Origin of the sequence: Flammeovirga pacifica (genome assembly GCF_000807855.2) — a bacterium.
Classification (GTDB): Bacteria; Bacteroidota; Bacteroidia; order Cytophagales; family Flammeovirgaceae; genus Flammeovirga; species Flammeovirga pacifica.
In genome coordinates this window covers 544,522-561,132 of sequence record NZ_JRYR02000001.1, presented here as the reverse complement: position 1 = coordinate 561,132, position 16,611 = coordinate 544,522, and the positions used below count along the sequence as shown (strand labels likewise).

Sequence of the window (16,611 nt, the reverse complement as noted above, 5' to 3'; positions counted from 1 at the left end):
TATTAATATCTAAAAAGATTAATCTTCGATTGATTGTATCACTCTCAATTGATCTTTTAATTTTTTCAATTCGATTTTTGAAGCTTCAATCTTACCATTGTATTCTGCTAATAATTTATCAGCAGTTTTCGAATTAGCAAAGAACGCCAAGTTATTCTGCCATAAAGCAATATCATCTTCGTGAGTTTTAATCTTGTTTCTGATATTTTGCTCTTGGTTTCTGAACTTTCTACCACCTGCAGGGATTTTATTAAAAATACCCGCTAATGCCTGTAGTTTACCTTTCTCGTCTAATTCTTCAGCAGTAGCAACATAAGCTTCAACTGCAGCAACGAATTTATCAACAATAGCATCTTTCTCTTTTCTTGGAACAAAACCAATAGCAAAGAATGCTGCTGTTTTTTCATCAAGAAGTGTTTGATCAAATTTAGACTCATCTTCAGTCAATTTGTTCAATTCAAGAATGATCTCTTCTTTCTTATTTAAGTTTTCAGTATACTCTTTGTTTTCTTCTTTTCTCTTGTCTCTCTTTCTTTCAAAGAAAGCGTCACAAGCAGTTTTGAACTCAAGGTATACAGAATCTCTAAATTTCTCAGGAACAGGTCCAATTGCTTTCCATTCTCTTTGAAGAGCGATTAAAGCATCAGCTGTAGCATTCCAATCAGAACTTTCTTTTAATTCTTCAGCTTTAGCTACTAAAACCTTTTTCTTATCAAGATTTTCAGCTCTTTGTGCTTCTAATACTTCAAAGAATTTATTTTTGTTCGCAAAGAATTGTTTAAAGTTAGCCCAGAATTGTTTGTTAATTCCAGAAGCTACTTCTCTTGGTACAGGACCAATTGCTTCCCATTCTTTTTGTACTTCTAAAAGACGTTTTGTCTCTTCATTCCATATTTTAATACGGTCAGTATCAAAAGTTGAGAATGGCTCTACTTTAAGACAAAGTGCTTGCTTAAGTTTCATGTTTTGATCTAAAACAACCTTAAACTCTTCTGCGTATTGTCTTTTCTTTTCATAGATCTTGTCAGAGATTTCTTTGAATGCATTCCAAATAGTGTCTCTTTCTTCTTTAGGAACTGGTCCGATAGATCTAAATTCTTCGTGCAAGTTGTTTAATAAAACAACTGCTTCAGAAATATTCTCTACCTCTAAAAGTTTCTCAGCTCTTTCGATAAGGGCTTTCTTTGCTTTTAGATTATGTTGTCTATCCAACTCCTTTAATTCAAACTCAATAGACATTTGGTCATAGAAACGATCCAATAATGCCCCGTAAGTTTTGTATATTTCATCAGCAAATTGCTGAGGTACTGCACCTGTTGCTTTCCACTCCTTCTGAAGATCTTTTACTTTTTGCATCACACCTTTATCATCAGTGTTTTCAATCAATTCTTTTACTTGATTGATGATAGCTCTTTTCTTCTTCAGGTTATCCTCTCTCATTGTCTGCATCTGCTCAAAATGCTGGCGTCTTGCATTCTTGATAGCATAAAATGCATCATTGAATGATTTTACATCCGCATTATGGTATTCGAAACCTTCAGTATTACCGTTTGCTTCTAAATACTCTGCTTTTGCAGCTTTTTCTTCTCCTTTTACAATTGGATCAAAAGCTTCTCTAATTTTCTTAGATACTTTTTCAGCTTTAACTACATCAGATGAATTCACGATTTTCTGAACTTCAGCAAGTAATTCTTCTTTACTGAAACCAGAGAAATCTTTATCCTCTTGTAATTCTTCTTCCACAGTTGTGGCTTCATCATCTCCGAAATCTGCAACATCATCCATGTCTGCTACATCATCAAATTGTGAAGTTGTTTCTTCTGTCAAGTTTTGCTCGTTTAACTCAGTACTTTGAGTTTCGTCTTGTGGTGTTCCCATCTTAAAAAACGATTTAAAGTGCGTCAAAAATGTTACTACTACCCATTTCGAAAAAAGTGAAATGGCCCATAGGCATGACTTCCAACTGAAGTCATATAAGTCATCGACAAAAATAGACTTATTTTCTTATCATTAATAACTAAACTGATGTTTTGGATCATTTTTATTTCTTTTTTTTTCATCTTTGTAATCAGTTTTTATTTTTCAAGGATTATTAACGACTTTTGTTAATAAATCTATTTGACAAACAGCAAATTTTTTGATGGAGAAAAGACAGGTTCAATATCAATACGATGAAAATCACCTAGTGAATTCATCTAAAAACTTCTACAATAAAGAGAACTTACGTACAGAAGAAATGGTTCTCAACATCGGACCTCATCACCCTGCAACTCACGGAGTTCTTAGGGTGGAAGTGCTTACCGATGGTGAATATGTAGTAGATGTTACTCCACATTTAGGCTATTTGCATAGATGTTTTGAAAAACATGCTGAAAATCTAAACTTCCAGCAAATTATCCCTTATATCGATCGTATGGATTATGTGGCTTCGATGAACTCGGAACACATCTATGCTATGGGAGTTGAAAAAATGTTGGGAATTACTGATAAGATTCCAAAAAGAGTAGAGTACATTCGAGTACTATGTGCCGAATTAAATAGAATTGCTTCTCATTTTATAGCTGTAAGTACTTATGTATTAGATACTGGCGCCACCACTCCTTTCTTATGGATGATGCGTGACCGTGAGCATATATTAAGATTATTCGAATGGGTTTCGGGCGCTAGAATGCTTTACAATTACATTTGGGTAGGTGGTCTTTATTATGATCTTCCAGTGGGTTTTGAAGAAAAGTGCTTAGAATTTATCACTTACTTAAAACCAAAATTGGAAGAATTCAGAACAATGGTCATCAATAATAAGATCTTTGTAGAAAGAACCGCCAATGTTGGTGTTCTACCTTTGAGTACAGCATTAGACTATGCTACTTCCGGTCCTGTTTTAAGAGGTTCTGGCTTAGCTCACGATCTTAGAAGAGTAGATGGTTATTCTGTCTATCCAGAATTAGATTTCGACATTCCTGTTGGCAAAGGTATTATGGGAAGTGTTGGTGATTGTTGGGATCGTACTTATGTACGTGTAGAAGAGTGTTTTGAATCTATCAAAATTGTTGAACAATGTGTTCAAAAGTTAACGAAGGATCATAAAAGAGATCGAACTTTTGATCCACAAGAATTTGTACCTAAGAAAATTAGACCTAAAGCAATGGATTATTATGCTAGAGCTGAAGGACCTAAAGGAGAATTGGGATTTTTTATGCGTACTAACGGAAAATCTGATATTCCTGAACGCTTAAAAGCTCGTTCTTGTTGTTTTTGTAACTTAAGTGTATTGCCAGAATTAGGTAAAGGCAATCTTTTATCAGATTTGATTGTGATCATGGGGTCAATTGATATTATTATGGGGGAAGTAGATCGCTAGGAAGGGTTAAATGACATTATACACAGAGAACATACAAGAAAAATTACACAAGCAATTAAATAAAACTTCTAAAAAGATAGGAGTGGTTACACATTGCTATCCTCCCGATTTTGGCGCTGCTCCACATCAATTTGAATATTTAGCAACAACATTTGCAAAAAAGGGGCATAATGTCACTGTTTTCACCTCTCACCCCTATTATCCAAAAGGTAACGTTTCTATAAAAGACTTATTTACTTGGAAAAATAGCTATCAAGAGAACAATGTATCTGTAATACGTCATTGGTTACTTCCTTCCCAGAAAAATAATATGGTTTTTCGTCTGATAAGTATGAGCAGTATGCTTATCAGTATGTTGTCTTCATTACCTATTATCAAGAAAAAAGGGATTGAAGTATTATTGATTCAAACCCCACCTATTTCTTTGCCTATTTTTGGGCTTATCGCAAAAAAATTATACGGTATTCAACTTATCTTAAACGTTAGTGATCTATGGCCTCAAGCTATGGTTGATATCAATGGTTTATCTAAAAAGTCTCTGACTTATAGGTTATTACATCGTTTAGAAAAATATTATTATAAAAAAGCAGACCTTTTAATCACACAATCCGAAGAGTCGCAAAAATATATTAAGCAACTAGGGTTTGGCTCTCCTGAAATTTATAGAATTGGTGCAGCTACTTCTGTTTTTCAACAGAAAAAAGATTGGATTAAAAAAGATCAGTTTAGAATAGTTTACATGGGTGTTTTAGGTGTAGCACATGGTATTTCTAAATTAATTGATGAAGTCGATTTTGATCAATTGGGTATTGAACTGCATATCTATGGAGATGGAGTGGATGCACAAAATATTCGAAATATCATCCAAAAGAAACAACTTCAAAACGTTAACTTATACACTTCTATTCCCTATCAAGAAGTACCTGACGTATTGCAGCAGTATGATCTAGCTTTGATTTCCCAAATCAATTATGTAAAAGGAACATTACCTGCAAAACTATATGAGAGTATGAGTGTAGGTCTACCAATCATCTATCATGGCGAAGGAGAAGGTGCCGAAATAGTACGTCAATTTAACTGTGGTTGGGTATCATCACCTTCAGATTACAATCAACTGACTCAACATTTAAAATTGATTTGTCAAACCACTGAAGAGGTATTAAAAGAAAAAGGCCAAAATGCTCGAATAACTTGTGTTGAACATTTTGACCTTGAAAAACAATTTGACCATTTAAATCATTTAGTTTCTTCTTTAACAGTGAATCAAGATTAATTCTCGACCATACTCACTACATGTTTAATTCTTTCCTTACCTCCGGCAATCACTAATGTATGACGATCAGTAAGTGTAATATCTCTAAAATCTTGGATTATTATTCTTTCCTCTCCTTCTAAGTAACAAGTCGATGAGTTTTCTTTTAAACAGATCACTGATACATGCATTGTATCTCTAAATCTAAGCTTCCTTACACTTTCTCCAATGAAGGACTTTGGTAGTTTTGTTTCACTGATATAAACTCCTGGAGATACTTCATCGATTGTAAGGGCTTTTCTATTTAGCAGTTCCAAAGCAAATCTTTTCCCTTCTTGTTTCTCAGGAAAAATAACTCTAGTGATACCCATTTTATTCAATACTCTTGCATGTATATCTCTTGTAGCACGAGCATAGATCTCATGTACACCAATATCCTTAAGTGCTTCAATAGTTAATAACTTAGTCTCAAAATTTTGACCATGAGATAAGATAACAGCATCAGTTTCTTTAATGTGTTTTTTTAATGCCATCGGATTTGTAGTATCTGTTTCATACAAATATTCAAATCCCATTTCTCTTAACTTTTTTAAGCTGATCAATGAATCTTTAGAATCTTTAAAACTATCATATTGATTATGAAGCACAATCAACAGGTCTTCATTGTTATCACGTAATGATTTGGCTACTTCAACACCAAATGCACCCATGCCTATTAATACAAATCTTTTATTTACTTTCTTCATGACTAACCTACTAAAATAGGGGATTCAGGATAACGGTATTCAAAACTTTCTTCATCTTCACCTAAAAGTGACACAAGGGTAAAAAGTCCAATCTTACCACTAAACATCACAAATGAGATGGTTAATTTTCCAACTATAGATAAATCTGCAGTAATTCCTCTGGACAAACCAGCAGTTCCTAATGCAGAAAAGAATTCAAATGTAATATCTGCTAAATCGAGATGCTTTTCTGATAGGGTTAAGATAAATAAACTCACAAAAGAAATAAGTATGGAGACCATGAAAGCAATTACTGCTCTTCTAATACTTGCTTTTTGCACTGTATTCCATCCTATATTCACCGTAGATTTACCTCTAACTAAGGCCCAAAAATAAGAAAATAGTAATGCCACAGTGGTTACTTTTATACCACCTGCAGTTGAATTTGGAGCACCACCGATATACATTAGTAAGATCATCATCATAATCGTTGCATGCGATAAATCACCTATTTCAACAACAGAAAAACCAGCTGTTCTACAGGTTACACTGGTAAATAAAGTCTGAAGTAAAATATCTCCTCCGCTTTTTTGCATCCAATAATCATAATCTGTAAAAAAGACACCTACCGTACCTAAAACAATTAACATAGCTGTCATTTTTAATGACAATTTAGATTGTAAAGATAAATGTCTCCGATTCTTTTTTCTTTTGCTAATCATTTCTCTATAGGTTTTAAAACCTAAGCCTCCTACTATAATTAATAACATAATAATAGAAGATGAAAACCAATCGGTAGCGAATGCTGCTCCTTGTAAACCTTCTGGAAATATTGAAAAGCCTGCATTACAAAAGGCCGATATTGAGTGAAATATAGATGCGAAAATAAGTTCTGAAGTAGTTAAATCAAGATCTATCCATGCAAAGTATAAAGCAATAGCCCCAATCATTTCTATAGTTAGGGTGATACTAACAATACCTTTCAAGATTCTTGAGGTAGAGCTAATACTTTCAGATTCCATCATATCTTGAATAATCATTTCTTCTTTTGTCTTTACTCCTTTCTGAATTGACAATGCTATAAATGTAGTCAGTGTAACAATCCCTAATCCCCCTATTTGAAACAACACCATCAATACCATTTGTCCTCTAAAAGTCAGTACTTCTGATACATTAAATGGTGCTAAACCTGTTACACAAACAGCTGAAGTAGTTGTAAATAGAGCATCTACCCAAGAGATTGGTGTGTTGGTAGATGTAGGCAGCATAAGTAAAGATGTACCTATAATAATAATGGCGAGTAAAGAGCCAAATATCATTGCAGTACTATTTGTTGTAAAAAAGAGCCAGTAATTTCTATTATTAGAAAACGATACCATAGAAGCAAGTATCATAGCTACTTGTACAATTACTGTATAGGTTACCCATCCTGAATTTTCGGTATTTAACTCATACTCATGTAAAAAGGTAATTCGATATGTGATTATAAAAATGAAAAGTAAGAGAAAGAATATGTCAATTATATATTCTCTGAAATCGATATTTTTTCTTTTTACATTGATCAATTTCACAACAATCAAAATTGAATAGGTAGTTGCTAACCACCTATCATACCGAATAAAATGAAATAATTCGGCTTCTTCATGATAGAAACCTTGAGTATATACCAAACTAAATAAAGCCAATACACCTAATACCATCTCAAAGAACGGTAAGTTTTTTTCTATCCAATTATGAAGGTGAAATTGCCAATTTTTATGGTTAGTGAAGATCGTTCGATAAAGCCTTAAGAGTAGCTTCAGGATCTTAAATTTAGTCTGATCAGGCATATTTGATTACAGTTTTTAAAAAAAGCTTACGTAATCTTGTCGATTTAGAAATATTAATTGTCACAGATTAACGTAAAGCTACTGCTTGCGTAATTATTATATAAGATACATCCGAATAATTTAATAACCTACATTACGATCATGACAAAATTAGTAATCTCAATAGAAAATGAGAAAAATGCCTCGTTAGTAAAAGATTTATTAAAAGATCTATCATTCATTGAAAGTATTGATGAATTAAAGGAAAAAAAGATTGAAAAAGAAAACGTCCTACAGCATCTTGAAGAAATCAAAAAACAGCAGGACGTTAATATATCTATTCAATGGAAATCAATAAGTCTTTAATTCTTCGACTTGACTTTCATTCCCTTTAACTAAATCTGATAGACAATCTATCCATTGTGGATGATCATTTAAACTTTCGACAAGTTGCCAATGTTCACCACCGTTTTCCTCAAAAATCTCTTTGTATTCTTCCCCTACTTCAACAGTAGTTTCTAAACAATCGGCTACAAATGCAGGAGAGAAAGCTAAAACATTTTTCTTACCTTCTTTTCCGATATTGATAATTACATCTTCTGTATAAGGTTGAATCCAAGGATCTTTCCCTAATCTAGATTGGAAACAAACGCTATACTGTGTTTTTTCTAATTTCAATTCTTTTGCAATCAAATCGGCCGTTTCGAAACAAGCAGATCTATAACAAAATGTATTTTTACCATACATTTTATTTACACATTCCGTTTCTCCCTTTGCTTTACAACAAGTATCAATTCCTGCTTTTACAATTTGTCTTTGAGGAAGACCATGGAAACTAAATAACACATGATCATATTCTCGTTCTCTCAAATATTTGTTCCCTAATTCTGCAAATGTTTTTATAAACAAAGGATGTCTATGGTAATGCTGAACGAATGAAACATCAGGAACAATTTGCCAACCTTTTACTAATTCCATCACCTTTTGCATCACAGAACCTGTAGTTGCAGATGCATACTGAGGGAATAATGGTAATACTACAATCTCTTTTACACCTTGACTTCTCAATTCAAAAAGAGCAGACTCGATAGAAGGACTTTGGTACCTCATTCCTAAAGCAACCGCATAATCCTGTCCTAACTTGTCTTGTAATAGTCTTTTACACTCTATACCATATAACAATAAAGGTGAACCTTTCTCTGTCCACACTTTTTCATATTCTTTTGCTGATTTAGGGGCTCTAAATGGAGCAATAATTAGGTTTACTAGAGGCCATCTTTTGTAGAAAGGGATATCAATCACTCTTTCATCCATTAAGAATTCTCTAAGATATTTTCGTACATCAGGGGTTTTCTGACTGTCTGGGGTACCTAGGTTTACTAGTAAAACTCCTTTTTTCATAATCTAAATTGTTTCCAATAAGAACTCATTGGAAATAGAATTGTTCTATTGTTGTACAAAAAAGAATCTTTACCCTAGTAGATAAAGATTCTTTTATGATGATTAAGCTTCAGTTTCTTGTTTAAAGGAGACTATAAAATCTGCTCCTTTATCTACTTCAGATTCACACCAAACTTTACCTTCCATATCTTCCACCATCTTTTTGACAATAGACAAACCTAACCCTGTGCTGTGTTCACCACCTGTAGGTCTAGCAGATAATTTTTGGAATCTTCCGAAGAGTTTCTTTTTATCATTTTCGTTCAATCCAGGACCTTCATCTTTTACATGAACTTGGTACGAATCTTCGTCCGGTTGAATTGAGATATAAATCTTTTTGTCTTCTTCTGAGAATTTCACCGCATTTGAAATCAAATTTTGTAGTATTTGACCAAAATATGTTTCATCCACCTTAGCGAATTGATTTTCCTCAACAGAAACTTCTAATTTTATTTTTTTCTTTTCAGCTGTCAGTTCAAACCTTTCAGCAGCATCTTTAACTAGAGAGGATAAATCATGCACTTTTAAATTTAAATTTGATGCTTTTGAATCTAAAGCATTTAAATCTAAAATTTGGCTAATTAACTCTTCTTGTTTTTTGATTGAAAGTTGAATTAAATCAACGTATTCTTTTTGCTCAGAAGAAAATGTCTCCATATCGAACTTCATTAGTTCGATAAGTCCATCAATTTGACTTAATGGAGATTTTAAATCATGTGCAACAATACCAATCAAATGATTTTTTTCGCCATCAAGTTCTATTAACTCTTCATTTTGTCTTTGAAGGGCTTTAGTTCTCTTTTTGACTTTCTCTTCTAAATGCTCATTAGCTTCTTGTAAAGATGAGAATAATCTTCTATTCTCCACCTTTAAACTATACGCTTCAATAGCATTATCTATAGTTACCATCAATTCGTCTCTATTCCAAGGTTTAGTAATATATCTGTATACCTCACCTTTAGAGATGGCATTAATAATATCTTGAACATCGCTATATCCCGTCAATACAATACGCATAATGTCTGGGTATAAACCTCTTACTTGTTCGAAGAGTTCTACACCAGTCATTTTCGGCATTCTTTGATCAGAAATAACCACACTTATATTATCACTTTCTTCTTTAAGTATTTCTAAAGCTTCGTCCCCACTATTTGCAATTAGTACCTTGTAAACTTTTCTAAAACCAGCTCTAAAAGAAACTAAGTTTTGTTGTTCATCATCTACATAAAGTACTGTAGGCTTATCTTTCTTTGCTTGAACACTGTCCATTTATCAATAAATTCTTTTTGTAATAGACTATCAATCCACGAAAATACAAAGTAAATAGATGTAAATCGAATATATGACCAATTATTTTTAGGTTTAACGAAACATAAAACAATCAAATTATTGAGATATCAATTTGATTGCTTTTACAAAAAAATAGGAGGATTAATAGACTTGGGCGTAATTCTCTTTTAATCAATTATTTAAAAAGAGAATAATTAATAAAATTGGGTATAATAAAAATAACACCAATCCCAATATTATTGGAATTGGTGTCAAAATATTTATACGTTAAAACGGAAATGCATTACGTCTCCATCTTCAACTACATATTCTTTACCTTCCACAGAAAGTTTACCAGCTTCTTTACAAGCTAATTCAGATTTAAAATGAACGTAATCTGCGTAATGAATTACTTCTGCTCTAATAAATCCTTTTTCAAAATCTGTGTGAATTACTCCTGCAGCTTGAGGTGCTTTCCATCCTTTACAGATAGTCCATGCTCTCACTTCTTTAACACCTGCAGTAAAGTAAGTAATTAGATCAAGAAGAGTGTAAGATGCTCTAATTAGACGATCCAGACCTGATTCTTTCAGTCCGTATTCTCCTAAGAACATTTCTTTTTCTTCCTCATCTTCTAAACCTGAGATTTGCTCTTCAATAGCAGCACAAACTTTAATTAATTGTGCATTTTCATTATCAGCAATTGCTCTCATTTGATTCACCAACTCATTGTCTTCGTTGATACCTTCTTCATCAACGTTAGCAAGGTAAATCACAGGCTTTGCAGTAAGAAGTAATAAATCTTTTACTTCTTCCCAGTCATCTTCAGTACCATCAAAAGATCTAGCATTTTCACCAGATTCTAAATGTGCTTTAAATTTCTCTAAAGATGCAACTGTTTTCTTGGCTTCTGCATTACCAGTTTTAGCCATTTTTACTGTTTTTTGTAACTTCTTGTCGATCGATTCTAAATCTTTCAACTGAAGCTCCATATCAATTACAGCTTTATCTTCTTCTGGGTCAACTTTACCAGCTACGTGAACGATATTTTGATCATCAAAACATCTTACTACGTGAATAATTGCATCAACTTCACGAATGTTAGCTAGGAATTGATTTCCTAAACCTTCACCTTTACTAGCACCTTTAACTAAACCAGCAATATCAACAAACTCGATTACTGTAGGTATCGATTTTTGAGGATTTACTAATTTTTCTAATTCTTTCATTCTAGGATCCGGAACGGTTACTACACCTACATTTGGATCAATTGTACAGAATGGAAAGTTCGCAGATTCAGCATTTTCTGCACTAGTTAAAGCATTAAAGAGTGTTGACTTACCTACATTGGGTAAACCAACAATACCACATTTTAAACCCATTTATATTACAATTCTTGTTTCAGAAGATTATTTCTTTTGAGATATTTGCGAAGAAGTTCGCATTTTATCCGCGCAAAGATAAGGACTAACGGGGAATAATGAACTATTAATTAACACTATATGCAAGTTTTAGACTTTCTAAAGTACAAATATACCGCAGGGAATGCACATGGGCTACATTCCCCTTTTATCTACCACCTTTATACTCAGATCATTGAACCTGAAAAACATTATTATGTTTTCGATGAGATTGAAGAAGAAAGGCAACATTTGTTAGCAAATAATGGAACTATAGAAATAAAAGATTTAGGAGCTGGATCAAAGAAAAATAAATCTAAGATCAGATCTATTCAATCTATTGCTAAATATTCTCTTTGTTCTCCAAGAACAGGACGGTTTTTATTCGAGCTAATCCATCAATATAAATATAAAAATATATTAGAGCTTGGTACATCATTGGGAATTTCTACTTGTTATTTATGTAGTAGTGCTAAAGATATCAATGTAACCACCATAGAAGGCTGTCCTGCTACTGCACAACAAGCCCAAAATATATTTCACCAATTACAATTCAAGAATATTCGCTCAATAATAGGCAATATAGACAGTGTACTTCCTCAAGAATTAGTTTCAATAGGACCTTTAGACCTGGTCTATTTTGATGCGAACCACACATATGAGGCAACAATTAAATATTTTGAATTATGTTTACCTTATTCACATGAAAATACTTTATTTGTTTTTGATGATATTTACTGGTCGAACGATATGAAGAAGGCTTGGTCAGAAATTAGAAGCAACGACCGTATTGGCATAAGTGTTGATTTATATGAACTAGGATTATGTTTTTTTAGAAAAAAACAACCAAAACAACATTTCACATTACAATTTTAAATTATGGATAAAAAAGCATTAGAAGAAGGGAAATTACTTGATATTCAATTTGAGAAAAGAGGTGGTTTTGTACCTGTGATTGTACAAGATGTAGACTCTATGGAAATCTTGATGCAAGGATGGGGAAATAAAGAATCTCTTAAGGTCACGATGGAGAAAGGTATGGCCACTTTCTGGAGTACATCAAGAAATGAACTTTGGACAAAAGGAGAAACATCTGGTGAATACCTTAAAATGGTAGAAATCCTAACTGATTGTGATCAAGATGCACTATTGTACAAAGTAAAAATGATGGGTAAAGGAGCTTGTCATACTAAAAACAAAGACAATCAGCCTAGAACTTCTTGTTTTTACAGAAAAGTAGACGAGGACAACATGTTAACTAAAATAGAAGAATAACTCTTCTATTTTTTTAGCTTTTGATATTGTAAAGGTATATGAAAATTAAAGTTGACACTCATTAAATTATCGTTTCCTTTCACTGTTCCAAAATCAGAAATATTATCCAGATAATCAGTCAGTGGATTATAAAAAGTACTACTTAAACCGACACCAAAGTTGCCTGGAAAATAATACATAATACCCAATCGTGTTGGTAATGACATTGTAAAATTGGTATAGGTCTCATTAGCATTTCTAGTCATATAAAACCCTCTATCATTGTCTGAAAAATTCTCTATATATTTATTCCCCTCTTCATCCATTGGGTCGTAATAAAACAAACCTAAACCCTGTGATATATATAATTTAAAATTATCCTTATTTATGATATTATACATATATGATAAGGAAAAGTTGATGGTGTGAGATTGAAAATAATCATTAGGAATAGGTTCTTCTAAAGGGGGCACATAGTCGGCACCTCTCAATCGACTAGCCTGCACATACATATAAGTAAAATCTAATCTGAAGTTCCCTCTTCTTGGTTTATTAAACACCAAAGCTGCATTAACACCTCCATTAATTTGATTAAATCTACCAAGATCACCACTATATGAATTTATTAATGGACTTATTTCTAAATACCTTTTGGGTGAAGGGACTTCAAGATCTTGTGCTGATAAAGATGACGTCAACAACAAGAATATCGATAGTTTTACTAATAATATTTTATACATAAATTAATGTTTTTTTGCCCAATCCACATACTTTTTAATTTGTCTTTCTTCCAATAGTTTCTCAAGAGAATTTAAGTTTTTACCCAATTCTTTTTCAGAATGAGATTTATGAATAAAACTATGGCATTTTCTACAAACCATAATTCCTTTCTCTCTCATTTCTTTCAATTCAAAGTTTTTTCGAAACCATTTATTTTTATGATTGCTTTTTGGAATAAGATGATGAAAAGTAAGTGTCGTATTTTTTTCACAAAGAGCACAACAACCCTCTTTATTTTTTTTAATCATAAATAATAATGCCATCAATATAAAAGATAGAGATTTTAATGAACTCTTTCACTTCAATAATGGTAGTATTTTTGTACTTTAAAAATAATCAAATACTACGTTTATTAACAACCTTATCACGCTAAAAATATATTATTTATCAAGATATGAAAATAATTAAGTTCTTTTTCTTACTCTTAGTGATTCCATTTATATCAAATGCACAATCTTTAACTTCTAAAGACGAAGTAATTGCTCAAATGATGTTAAACCCAAGTGATACCTTACTTTGGGAAAGTTACCTTGGAAAAACTTGGGTTACTATGACTATTTTTGAAAAAGAACAATGCTTAGAATTATCTAAACGATTTGATGATAAATTAAAAGAACAACTCACTACTTTAGAAAAAAAGAAACAGAATTCCTTTACTGATAGTTTTGATTCAGAAGTCGATTCTATAGAAATGTCATCTGAAAAATTATTACAACAAGATGTCTTAGCAGAAGAAAGAGCATTACAAAAAGCCGCTACAGATGCCGCAAAAGCCAGTGTTGCAGAGCTAAAGGAATTGTCGCAAAACTTAAAGCAAAATCTACCTATTATCGTTGATATGATTAAAAATAAAACAAAGGATCTTGGCATAGAATATCAACCTTATAGTTCTGAAACTAGTGAAGAAGTTATTGCTTGGTTAAAGAACTATGGACAACTCATTTATCAAACTACTTACAATAATATTTTAAATGCTGGAGATAATGTCGGAAAAGAATAATAACTTTTTTCAAGATGTTTGGGAAGTAGTTAAATTAATCCCAAAGGGTAGAGTGGCAAGTTATGGTGATATTGCAGCATATCTAGGCAGTAAAAATGGAGCAAGAATGGTGGGTTGGGCGATGAACGCCTCTCACATGCTAGAAGATGTACCTGCACATAGAGTAGTAAATAAAAAAGGCCTTTTAACTGGCAAACATCATTTTGATGAAACCAATAAAATGCAAACTTTACTAGAAAACGAAGGAATTGAGATTATTGATAATCAAATACAAGATCTAGATAAGGTTAAATGGAACCCCAATACAGAACTTCTGTAAATTATAATACATAAATAAAAAACCATAATCCTCAATAATGAAGACTATGGTTCTAAATTAGGTTTTACAGGATATTCGCTTAGATTGTACTAACGTAAATCCATACCCAATTTGGAAATTATTTTTCCACTAAAATAAATCTTTACACTTATTATAGTGTTTTTATGATTACATAACAGACATAAGAGCATTGTTAACATATTAAAGGTTTTACCTTTAAACTAAATCAACTCCCTTTCAGATTTACGCCATTTAGCTCTTCTACATAAATCCAATTGATAACTTGATAGTGTACCAATAATTCCAATCTCCTCTAAATTTTCTTCGATTAATAAATCATATAAATGATTTCTCTTTTTGAGATCAATAATGATATATAAATAATTACATGTTTGCAGTGCATTCTTTAAATCATCTAAACGATGTTTATAATTATTTTCATGCAGAATAAGAAAACCATAATTGTTAGGTTTTACATCAGAATTTGATTTTATAAAAAGATCTAGATTAAGCACTCCATTTGAATACTCTTTATAGTTTTGATAATTTTCTTCTGTAAAACTTTTTTCAAATAGAAGTTTTCCTAAATCCCCCATTAGGTTTTCTTGTAGCATGTATTGTAGATCCTTTTTCAATAAAGGTCTAGGGTTAAAATTTGAAGTCATATTTTAGTGTTAAGTAAAGAACTTGCAGTAAACCAACAAGTTTAAAAGTATTAATAAAAGCAGTTATAAACAGTAAATTATAGTCTTCTTATGTTTAGACTGATTTTCAATTGACGAAAAGATTTTAATAAGTCAAAATATTTTTAAATATTTTCACCTTTTCTCCTGAAAAAAAATATTTTTGTTGCAAATTTCAATATTCACTTCCATCCATGTTACAAAAATATTATACCTATTTATTACCCTTTTTATTAATTTTTAATCAAAATATTTTTGCTCAGAATTTAGATGATTTTCCAATTGAATGGCTACCTACTTCTACAGGGCAAGCCCATAATGTCCAAATTATTGAACATAATTATTTTACAATTGGTTATAACGAAGATCATGAACAAGCGGCATGGGTAGCTTATGAACTCACTAAAAAAGAACTATTCAAAGCTGCACAAAGAAGTAACGACTTCAGAGAAGATCATAACGTGATTACATATTCAGCTGACCTTACCGATTATAAAGGATCAGGCTATGACAGAGGTCATCTGGCTCCAGCTGCAGATATGTCTTTCAATACTTCTGCCATGAGTGAAAGTTTTTACCTATCAAACATGTCTCCTCAAGTTGCAGAGTTTAATAGAGGGGTATGGAAAAATTTAGAAGAACAGTTTAGAGTATGGGCCTACGATTTAAAAAGCCTATATATTATAACAGGGCCAATTTTAGAAGATGGATTAAAGACCATTGGTAAAAATCAAGTGAGTGTTCCTAACTATTATTACAAAGTCGCTCTTTTTGTAGATGAAGACAATGAAATTTATGAAGCTATTTGTTTTATTCTCCCCAATCAAGGTTCTTCATCCCCTTTAAAAAGTTATGTAGTTAGTATTGATTCCTTAGAGAATAGAACAGGAATGGACTTATTCAGTGGTATTCCTGATGAACTAGAAGATCAAATTGAAGAAAATGTAAATTTAACTTTTTGGCCATTTTATTCGGAAAGAAAAAAATCTAAAGTAACCAAAAATACAAGTCAAACTAAACCAAATTCAACGAATACAGTAATACATCTAGATGGTCGATGTCATGGTACAACAAAAAAAGGAACAAGGTGCAAAAGAAAAACAGATGATGAAAGTGGCTTTTGCTGGCAACACCTAAATCAAATTAAGTAATTAAGGAAAATCAATTACTTATGTAATATTTATAATGAAAAATAATTTTTTTGATTTTGAATTTAAATTGCTTTTATTTTTTATTTAAGAATTGAAGCTAATTTTTAAAATTATTAACTATATTTAGATATTAAATAATAAATCAACATTGTATTCTTTCCTAAAGTTT

At 31.9% G+C, this 16,611-nt stretch carries 17 protein-coding genes; 8 read left to right on the top strand and 9 right to left on the bottom strand.

The features are described 5' to 3' along the window. Positions 1-18: 18 nt before the first annotated feature. Positions 19-1,878, bottom strand: a complete 1,860-nt coding sequence (locus NH26_RS02210; protein ID WP_044223760.1) for a DUF349 domain-containing protein — start codon at positions 1,876-1,878, stop codon at positions 19-21. Between the two features lie 262 nt (positions 1,879-2,140). Between NH26_RS02210 and NH26_RS02205 the strand changes: the two genes are divergently transcribed. Both NH26_RS02205 and NH26_RS02200 read left to right on the top strand, forming a co-directional pair. Beyond that, positions 2,141-3,361: an NADH-quinone oxidoreductase subunit D gene (locus NH26_RS02205; RefSeq protein ID WP_044223758.1), complete on the top strand. Its 1,221-nt coding sequence runs from the start codon at positions 2,141-2,143 to the stop codon at positions 3,359-3,361. A 10-nt stretch (positions 3,362-3,371) separates the two neighbouring features. After that, positions 3,372-4,634: a glycosyltransferase family 4 protein gene (locus NH26_RS02200; protein WP_044223756.1), complete on the top strand. Its 1,263-nt coding sequence runs from the start codon at positions 3,372-3,374 to the stop codon at positions 4,632-4,634. Here the strand turns inward: NH26_RS02200 and NH26_RS02195 are convergent. Then, complete coding sequence (locus NH26_RS02195) at positions 4,631-5,359, bottom strand: potassium channel family protein (protein ID WP_044223755.1); 729 nt, start codon at positions 5,357-5,359, stop codon at positions 4,631-4,633. The two genes, NH26_RS02200 and NH26_RS02195, sit on opposite strands and share 4 nt — an antisense overlap. A gap of 2 nt (positions 5,360-5,361) precedes the next feature. Then, complete coding sequence (locus NH26_RS02190) at positions 5,362-7,167, bottom strand: TrkH family potassium uptake protein (protein WP_052432013.1); 1,806 nt, start codon at positions 7,165-7,167, stop codon at positions 5,362-5,364. Between the two features lie 141 nt (positions 7,168-7,308). Here NH26_RS02190 and NH26_RS02185 point away from each other — a divergent pair, with 141 nt between their 5' ends. Beyond that, entirely contained in the window at positions 7,309-7,512 is a 204-nt protein-coding gene (locus NH26_RS02185; RefSeq protein WP_044223753.1) for a hypothetical protein, read from the top strand. Here the strand turns inward: NH26_RS02185 and hemH are convergent. From hemH to ychF, 3 genes are all read right to left on the bottom strand, one after another. Next, a complete protein-coding gene (gene hemH, locus NH26_RS02180) occupies positions 7,498-8,547 on the bottom strand; it encodes a ferrochelatase (RefSeq protein WP_044223751.1) in 1,050 nt (349 codons plus the stop codon). The two genes, NH26_RS02185 and hemH, sit on opposite strands and share 15 nt — an antisense overlap. A 102-nt stretch (positions 8,548-8,649) precedes the next feature. After that, positions 8,650-9,855, bottom strand: a complete 1,206-nt coding sequence (locus NH26_RS02175) for a hybrid sensor histidine kinase/response regulator (protein WP_044223748.1) — start codon at positions 9,853-9,855, stop codon at positions 8,650-8,652. Positions 9,856-10,136: 281 nt separating this feature from the next. Continuing rightward, a complete protein-coding gene (ychF, locus tag NH26_RS02170; RefSeq protein ID WP_044223746.1) occupies positions 10,137-11,237 on the bottom strand; it encodes a redox-regulated ATPase YchF in 1,101 nt (366 codons plus the stop codon). A gap of 120 nt (positions 11,238-11,357) precedes the next feature. On the opposite strand from ychF, the gene NH26_RS02165 reads away from it, so the two are divergent. Both NH26_RS02165 and NH26_RS02160 read left to right on the top strand, forming a co-directional pair. Then, on the top strand, positions 11,358-12,131 hold the full coding sequence (locus NH26_RS02165; protein ID WP_044223744.1) for an O-methyltransferase: 774 nt from the start codon (positions 11,358-11,360) through the stop codon (positions 12,129-12,131). 3 nt (positions 12,132-12,134) lie between these two features. Beyond that, entirely contained in the window at positions 12,135-12,530 is a 396-nt protein-coding gene (locus NH26_RS02160; RefSeq protein WP_044223742.1) for a phosphoribosyl-AMP cyclohydrolase, read from the top strand. A gap of 5 nt (positions 12,531-12,535) precedes the next feature. On the opposite strand, the gene NH26_RS02155 is transcribed toward NH26_RS02160, so the two are convergent. Together NH26_RS02155 and NH26_RS02150 are read right to left on the bottom strand one after the other, a co-directional pair. Further along, positions 12,536-13,249, bottom strand: a complete 714-nt coding sequence (locus NH26_RS02155; protein ID WP_139262811.1) for a hypothetical protein — start codon at positions 13,247-13,249, stop codon at positions 12,536-12,538. 3 nt (positions 13,250-13,252) lie between these two features. Then, positions 13,253-13,537, bottom strand: coding sequence for a hypothetical protein (locus NH26_RS02150; protein WP_044223966.1), 285 nt, complete (start codon positions 13,535-13,537; stop codon positions 13,253-13,255). 146 nt (positions 13,538-13,683) lie between these two features. Between NH26_RS02150 and NH26_RS02145 the strand changes: the two genes are divergently transcribed. Both NH26_RS02145 and NH26_RS02140 read left to right on the top strand, forming a co-directional pair. After that, positions 13,684-14,289, top strand: a complete 606-nt coding sequence (locus NH26_RS02145; RefSeq protein WP_044223741.1) for a hypothetical protein — start codon at positions 13,684-13,686, stop codon at positions 14,287-14,289. Continuing rightward, positions 14,273-14,608, top strand: a complete 336-nt coding sequence (locus NH26_RS02140) for an MGMT family protein (protein WP_044223739.1) — start codon at positions 14,273-14,275, stop codon at positions 14,606-14,608. The genes NH26_RS02145 and NH26_RS02140 overlap by 17 nt, the downstream gene beginning before the upstream one ends. Positions 14,609-14,829: 221 nt before the next feature. Here the strand turns inward: NH26_RS02140 and NH26_RS02135 are convergent, their stop codons facing one another. After that, the gene (locus NH26_RS02135) at positions 14,830-15,273 is read right to left on the bottom strand and encodes a hypothetical protein (RefSeq protein WP_044223737.1); all 444 of its coding nucleotides are present in this window, start codon (positions 15,271-15,273) and stop codon (positions 14,830-14,832) included. 212 nt (positions 15,274-15,485) lie between these two features. Here NH26_RS02135 and NH26_RS02130 point away from each other — a divergent pair, with 212 nt between their 5' ends. Then, the gene (locus tag NH26_RS02130) at positions 15,486-16,442 is read left to right on the top strand and encodes a DNA/RNA non-specific endonuclease (RefSeq protein ID WP_071397056.1); all 957 of its coding nucleotides are present in this window, start codon (positions 15,486-15,488) and stop codon (positions 16,440-16,442) included. The last annotated feature ends 169 nt before the right edge of the window (positions 16,443-16,611 follow it).

Coding starts and splice junctions, on each gene's coding strand:
- hemH (WP_044223751.1), bottom strand. CDS start 8,547: ATGAAAAAAGGAGTTTTACTAGTAAACCTAGGTACCCCAGACAGTCAG.
- NH26_RS02145 (WP_044223741.1), top strand. CDS start 13,684: ATGAAAATAATTAAGTTCTTTTTCTTACTCTTAGTGATTCCATTTATA.
- NH26_RS02135 (WP_044223737.1), bottom strand. CDS start 15,273: ATGACTTCAAATTTTAACCCTAGACCTTTATTGAAAAAGGATCTACAA.
- NH26_RS02195 (WP_044223755.1), bottom strand. CDS start 5,359: ATGAAGAAAGTAAATAAAAGATTTGTATTAATAGGCATGGGTGCATTT.
- NH26_RS02210 (WP_044223760.1), bottom strand. CDS start 1,878: ATGGGAACACCACAAGACGAAACTCAAAGTACTGAGTTAAACGAGCAA.
- NH26_RS02140 (WP_044223739.1), top strand. CDS start 14,273: ATGTCGGAAAAGAATAATAACTTTTTTCAAGATGTTTGGGAAGTAGTT.
- NH26_RS02175 (WP_044223748.1), bottom strand. CDS start 9,855: ATGGACAGTGTTCAAGCAAAGAAAGATAAGCCTACAGTACTTTATGTA.
- NH26_RS02150 (WP_044223966.1), bottom strand. CDS start 13,537: ATGATTAAAAAAAATAAAGAGGGTTGTTGTGCTCTTTGTGAAAAAAAT.
- NH26_RS02165 (WP_044223744.1), top strand. CDS start 11,358: ATGCAAGTTTTAGACTTTCTAAAGTACAAATATACCGCAGGGAATGCA.
- NH26_RS02155 (WP_139262811.1), bottom strand. CDS start 13,249: ATGTATAAAATATTATTAGTAAAACTATCGATATTCTTGTTGTTGACG.
- NH26_RS02130 (WP_071397056.1), top strand. CDS start 15,486: ATGTTACAAAAATATTATACCTATTTATTACCCTTTTTATTAATTTTT.
- NH26_RS02200 (WP_044223756.1), top strand. CDS start 3,372: ATGACATTATACACAGAGAACATACAAGAAAAATTACACAAGCAATTA.
- ychF (WP_044223746.1), bottom strand. CDS start 11,237: ATGGGTTTAAAATGTGGTATTGTTGGTTTACCCAATGTAGGTAAGTCA.
- NH26_RS02185 (WP_044223753.1), top strand. CDS start 7,309: ATGACAAAATTAGTAATCTCAATAGAAAATGAGAAAAATGCCTCGTTA.
- NH26_RS02160 (WP_044223742.1), top strand. CDS start 12,135: ATGGATAAAAAAGCATTAGAAGAAGGGAAATTACTTGATATTCAATTT.
- NH26_RS02190 (WP_052432013.1), bottom strand. CDS start 7,167: ATGCCTGATCAGACTAAATTTAAGATCCTGAAGCTACTCTTAAGGCTT.
- NH26_RS02205 (WP_044223758.1), top strand. CDS start 2,141: ATGGAGAAAAGACAGGTTCAATATCAATACGATGAAAATCACCTAGTG.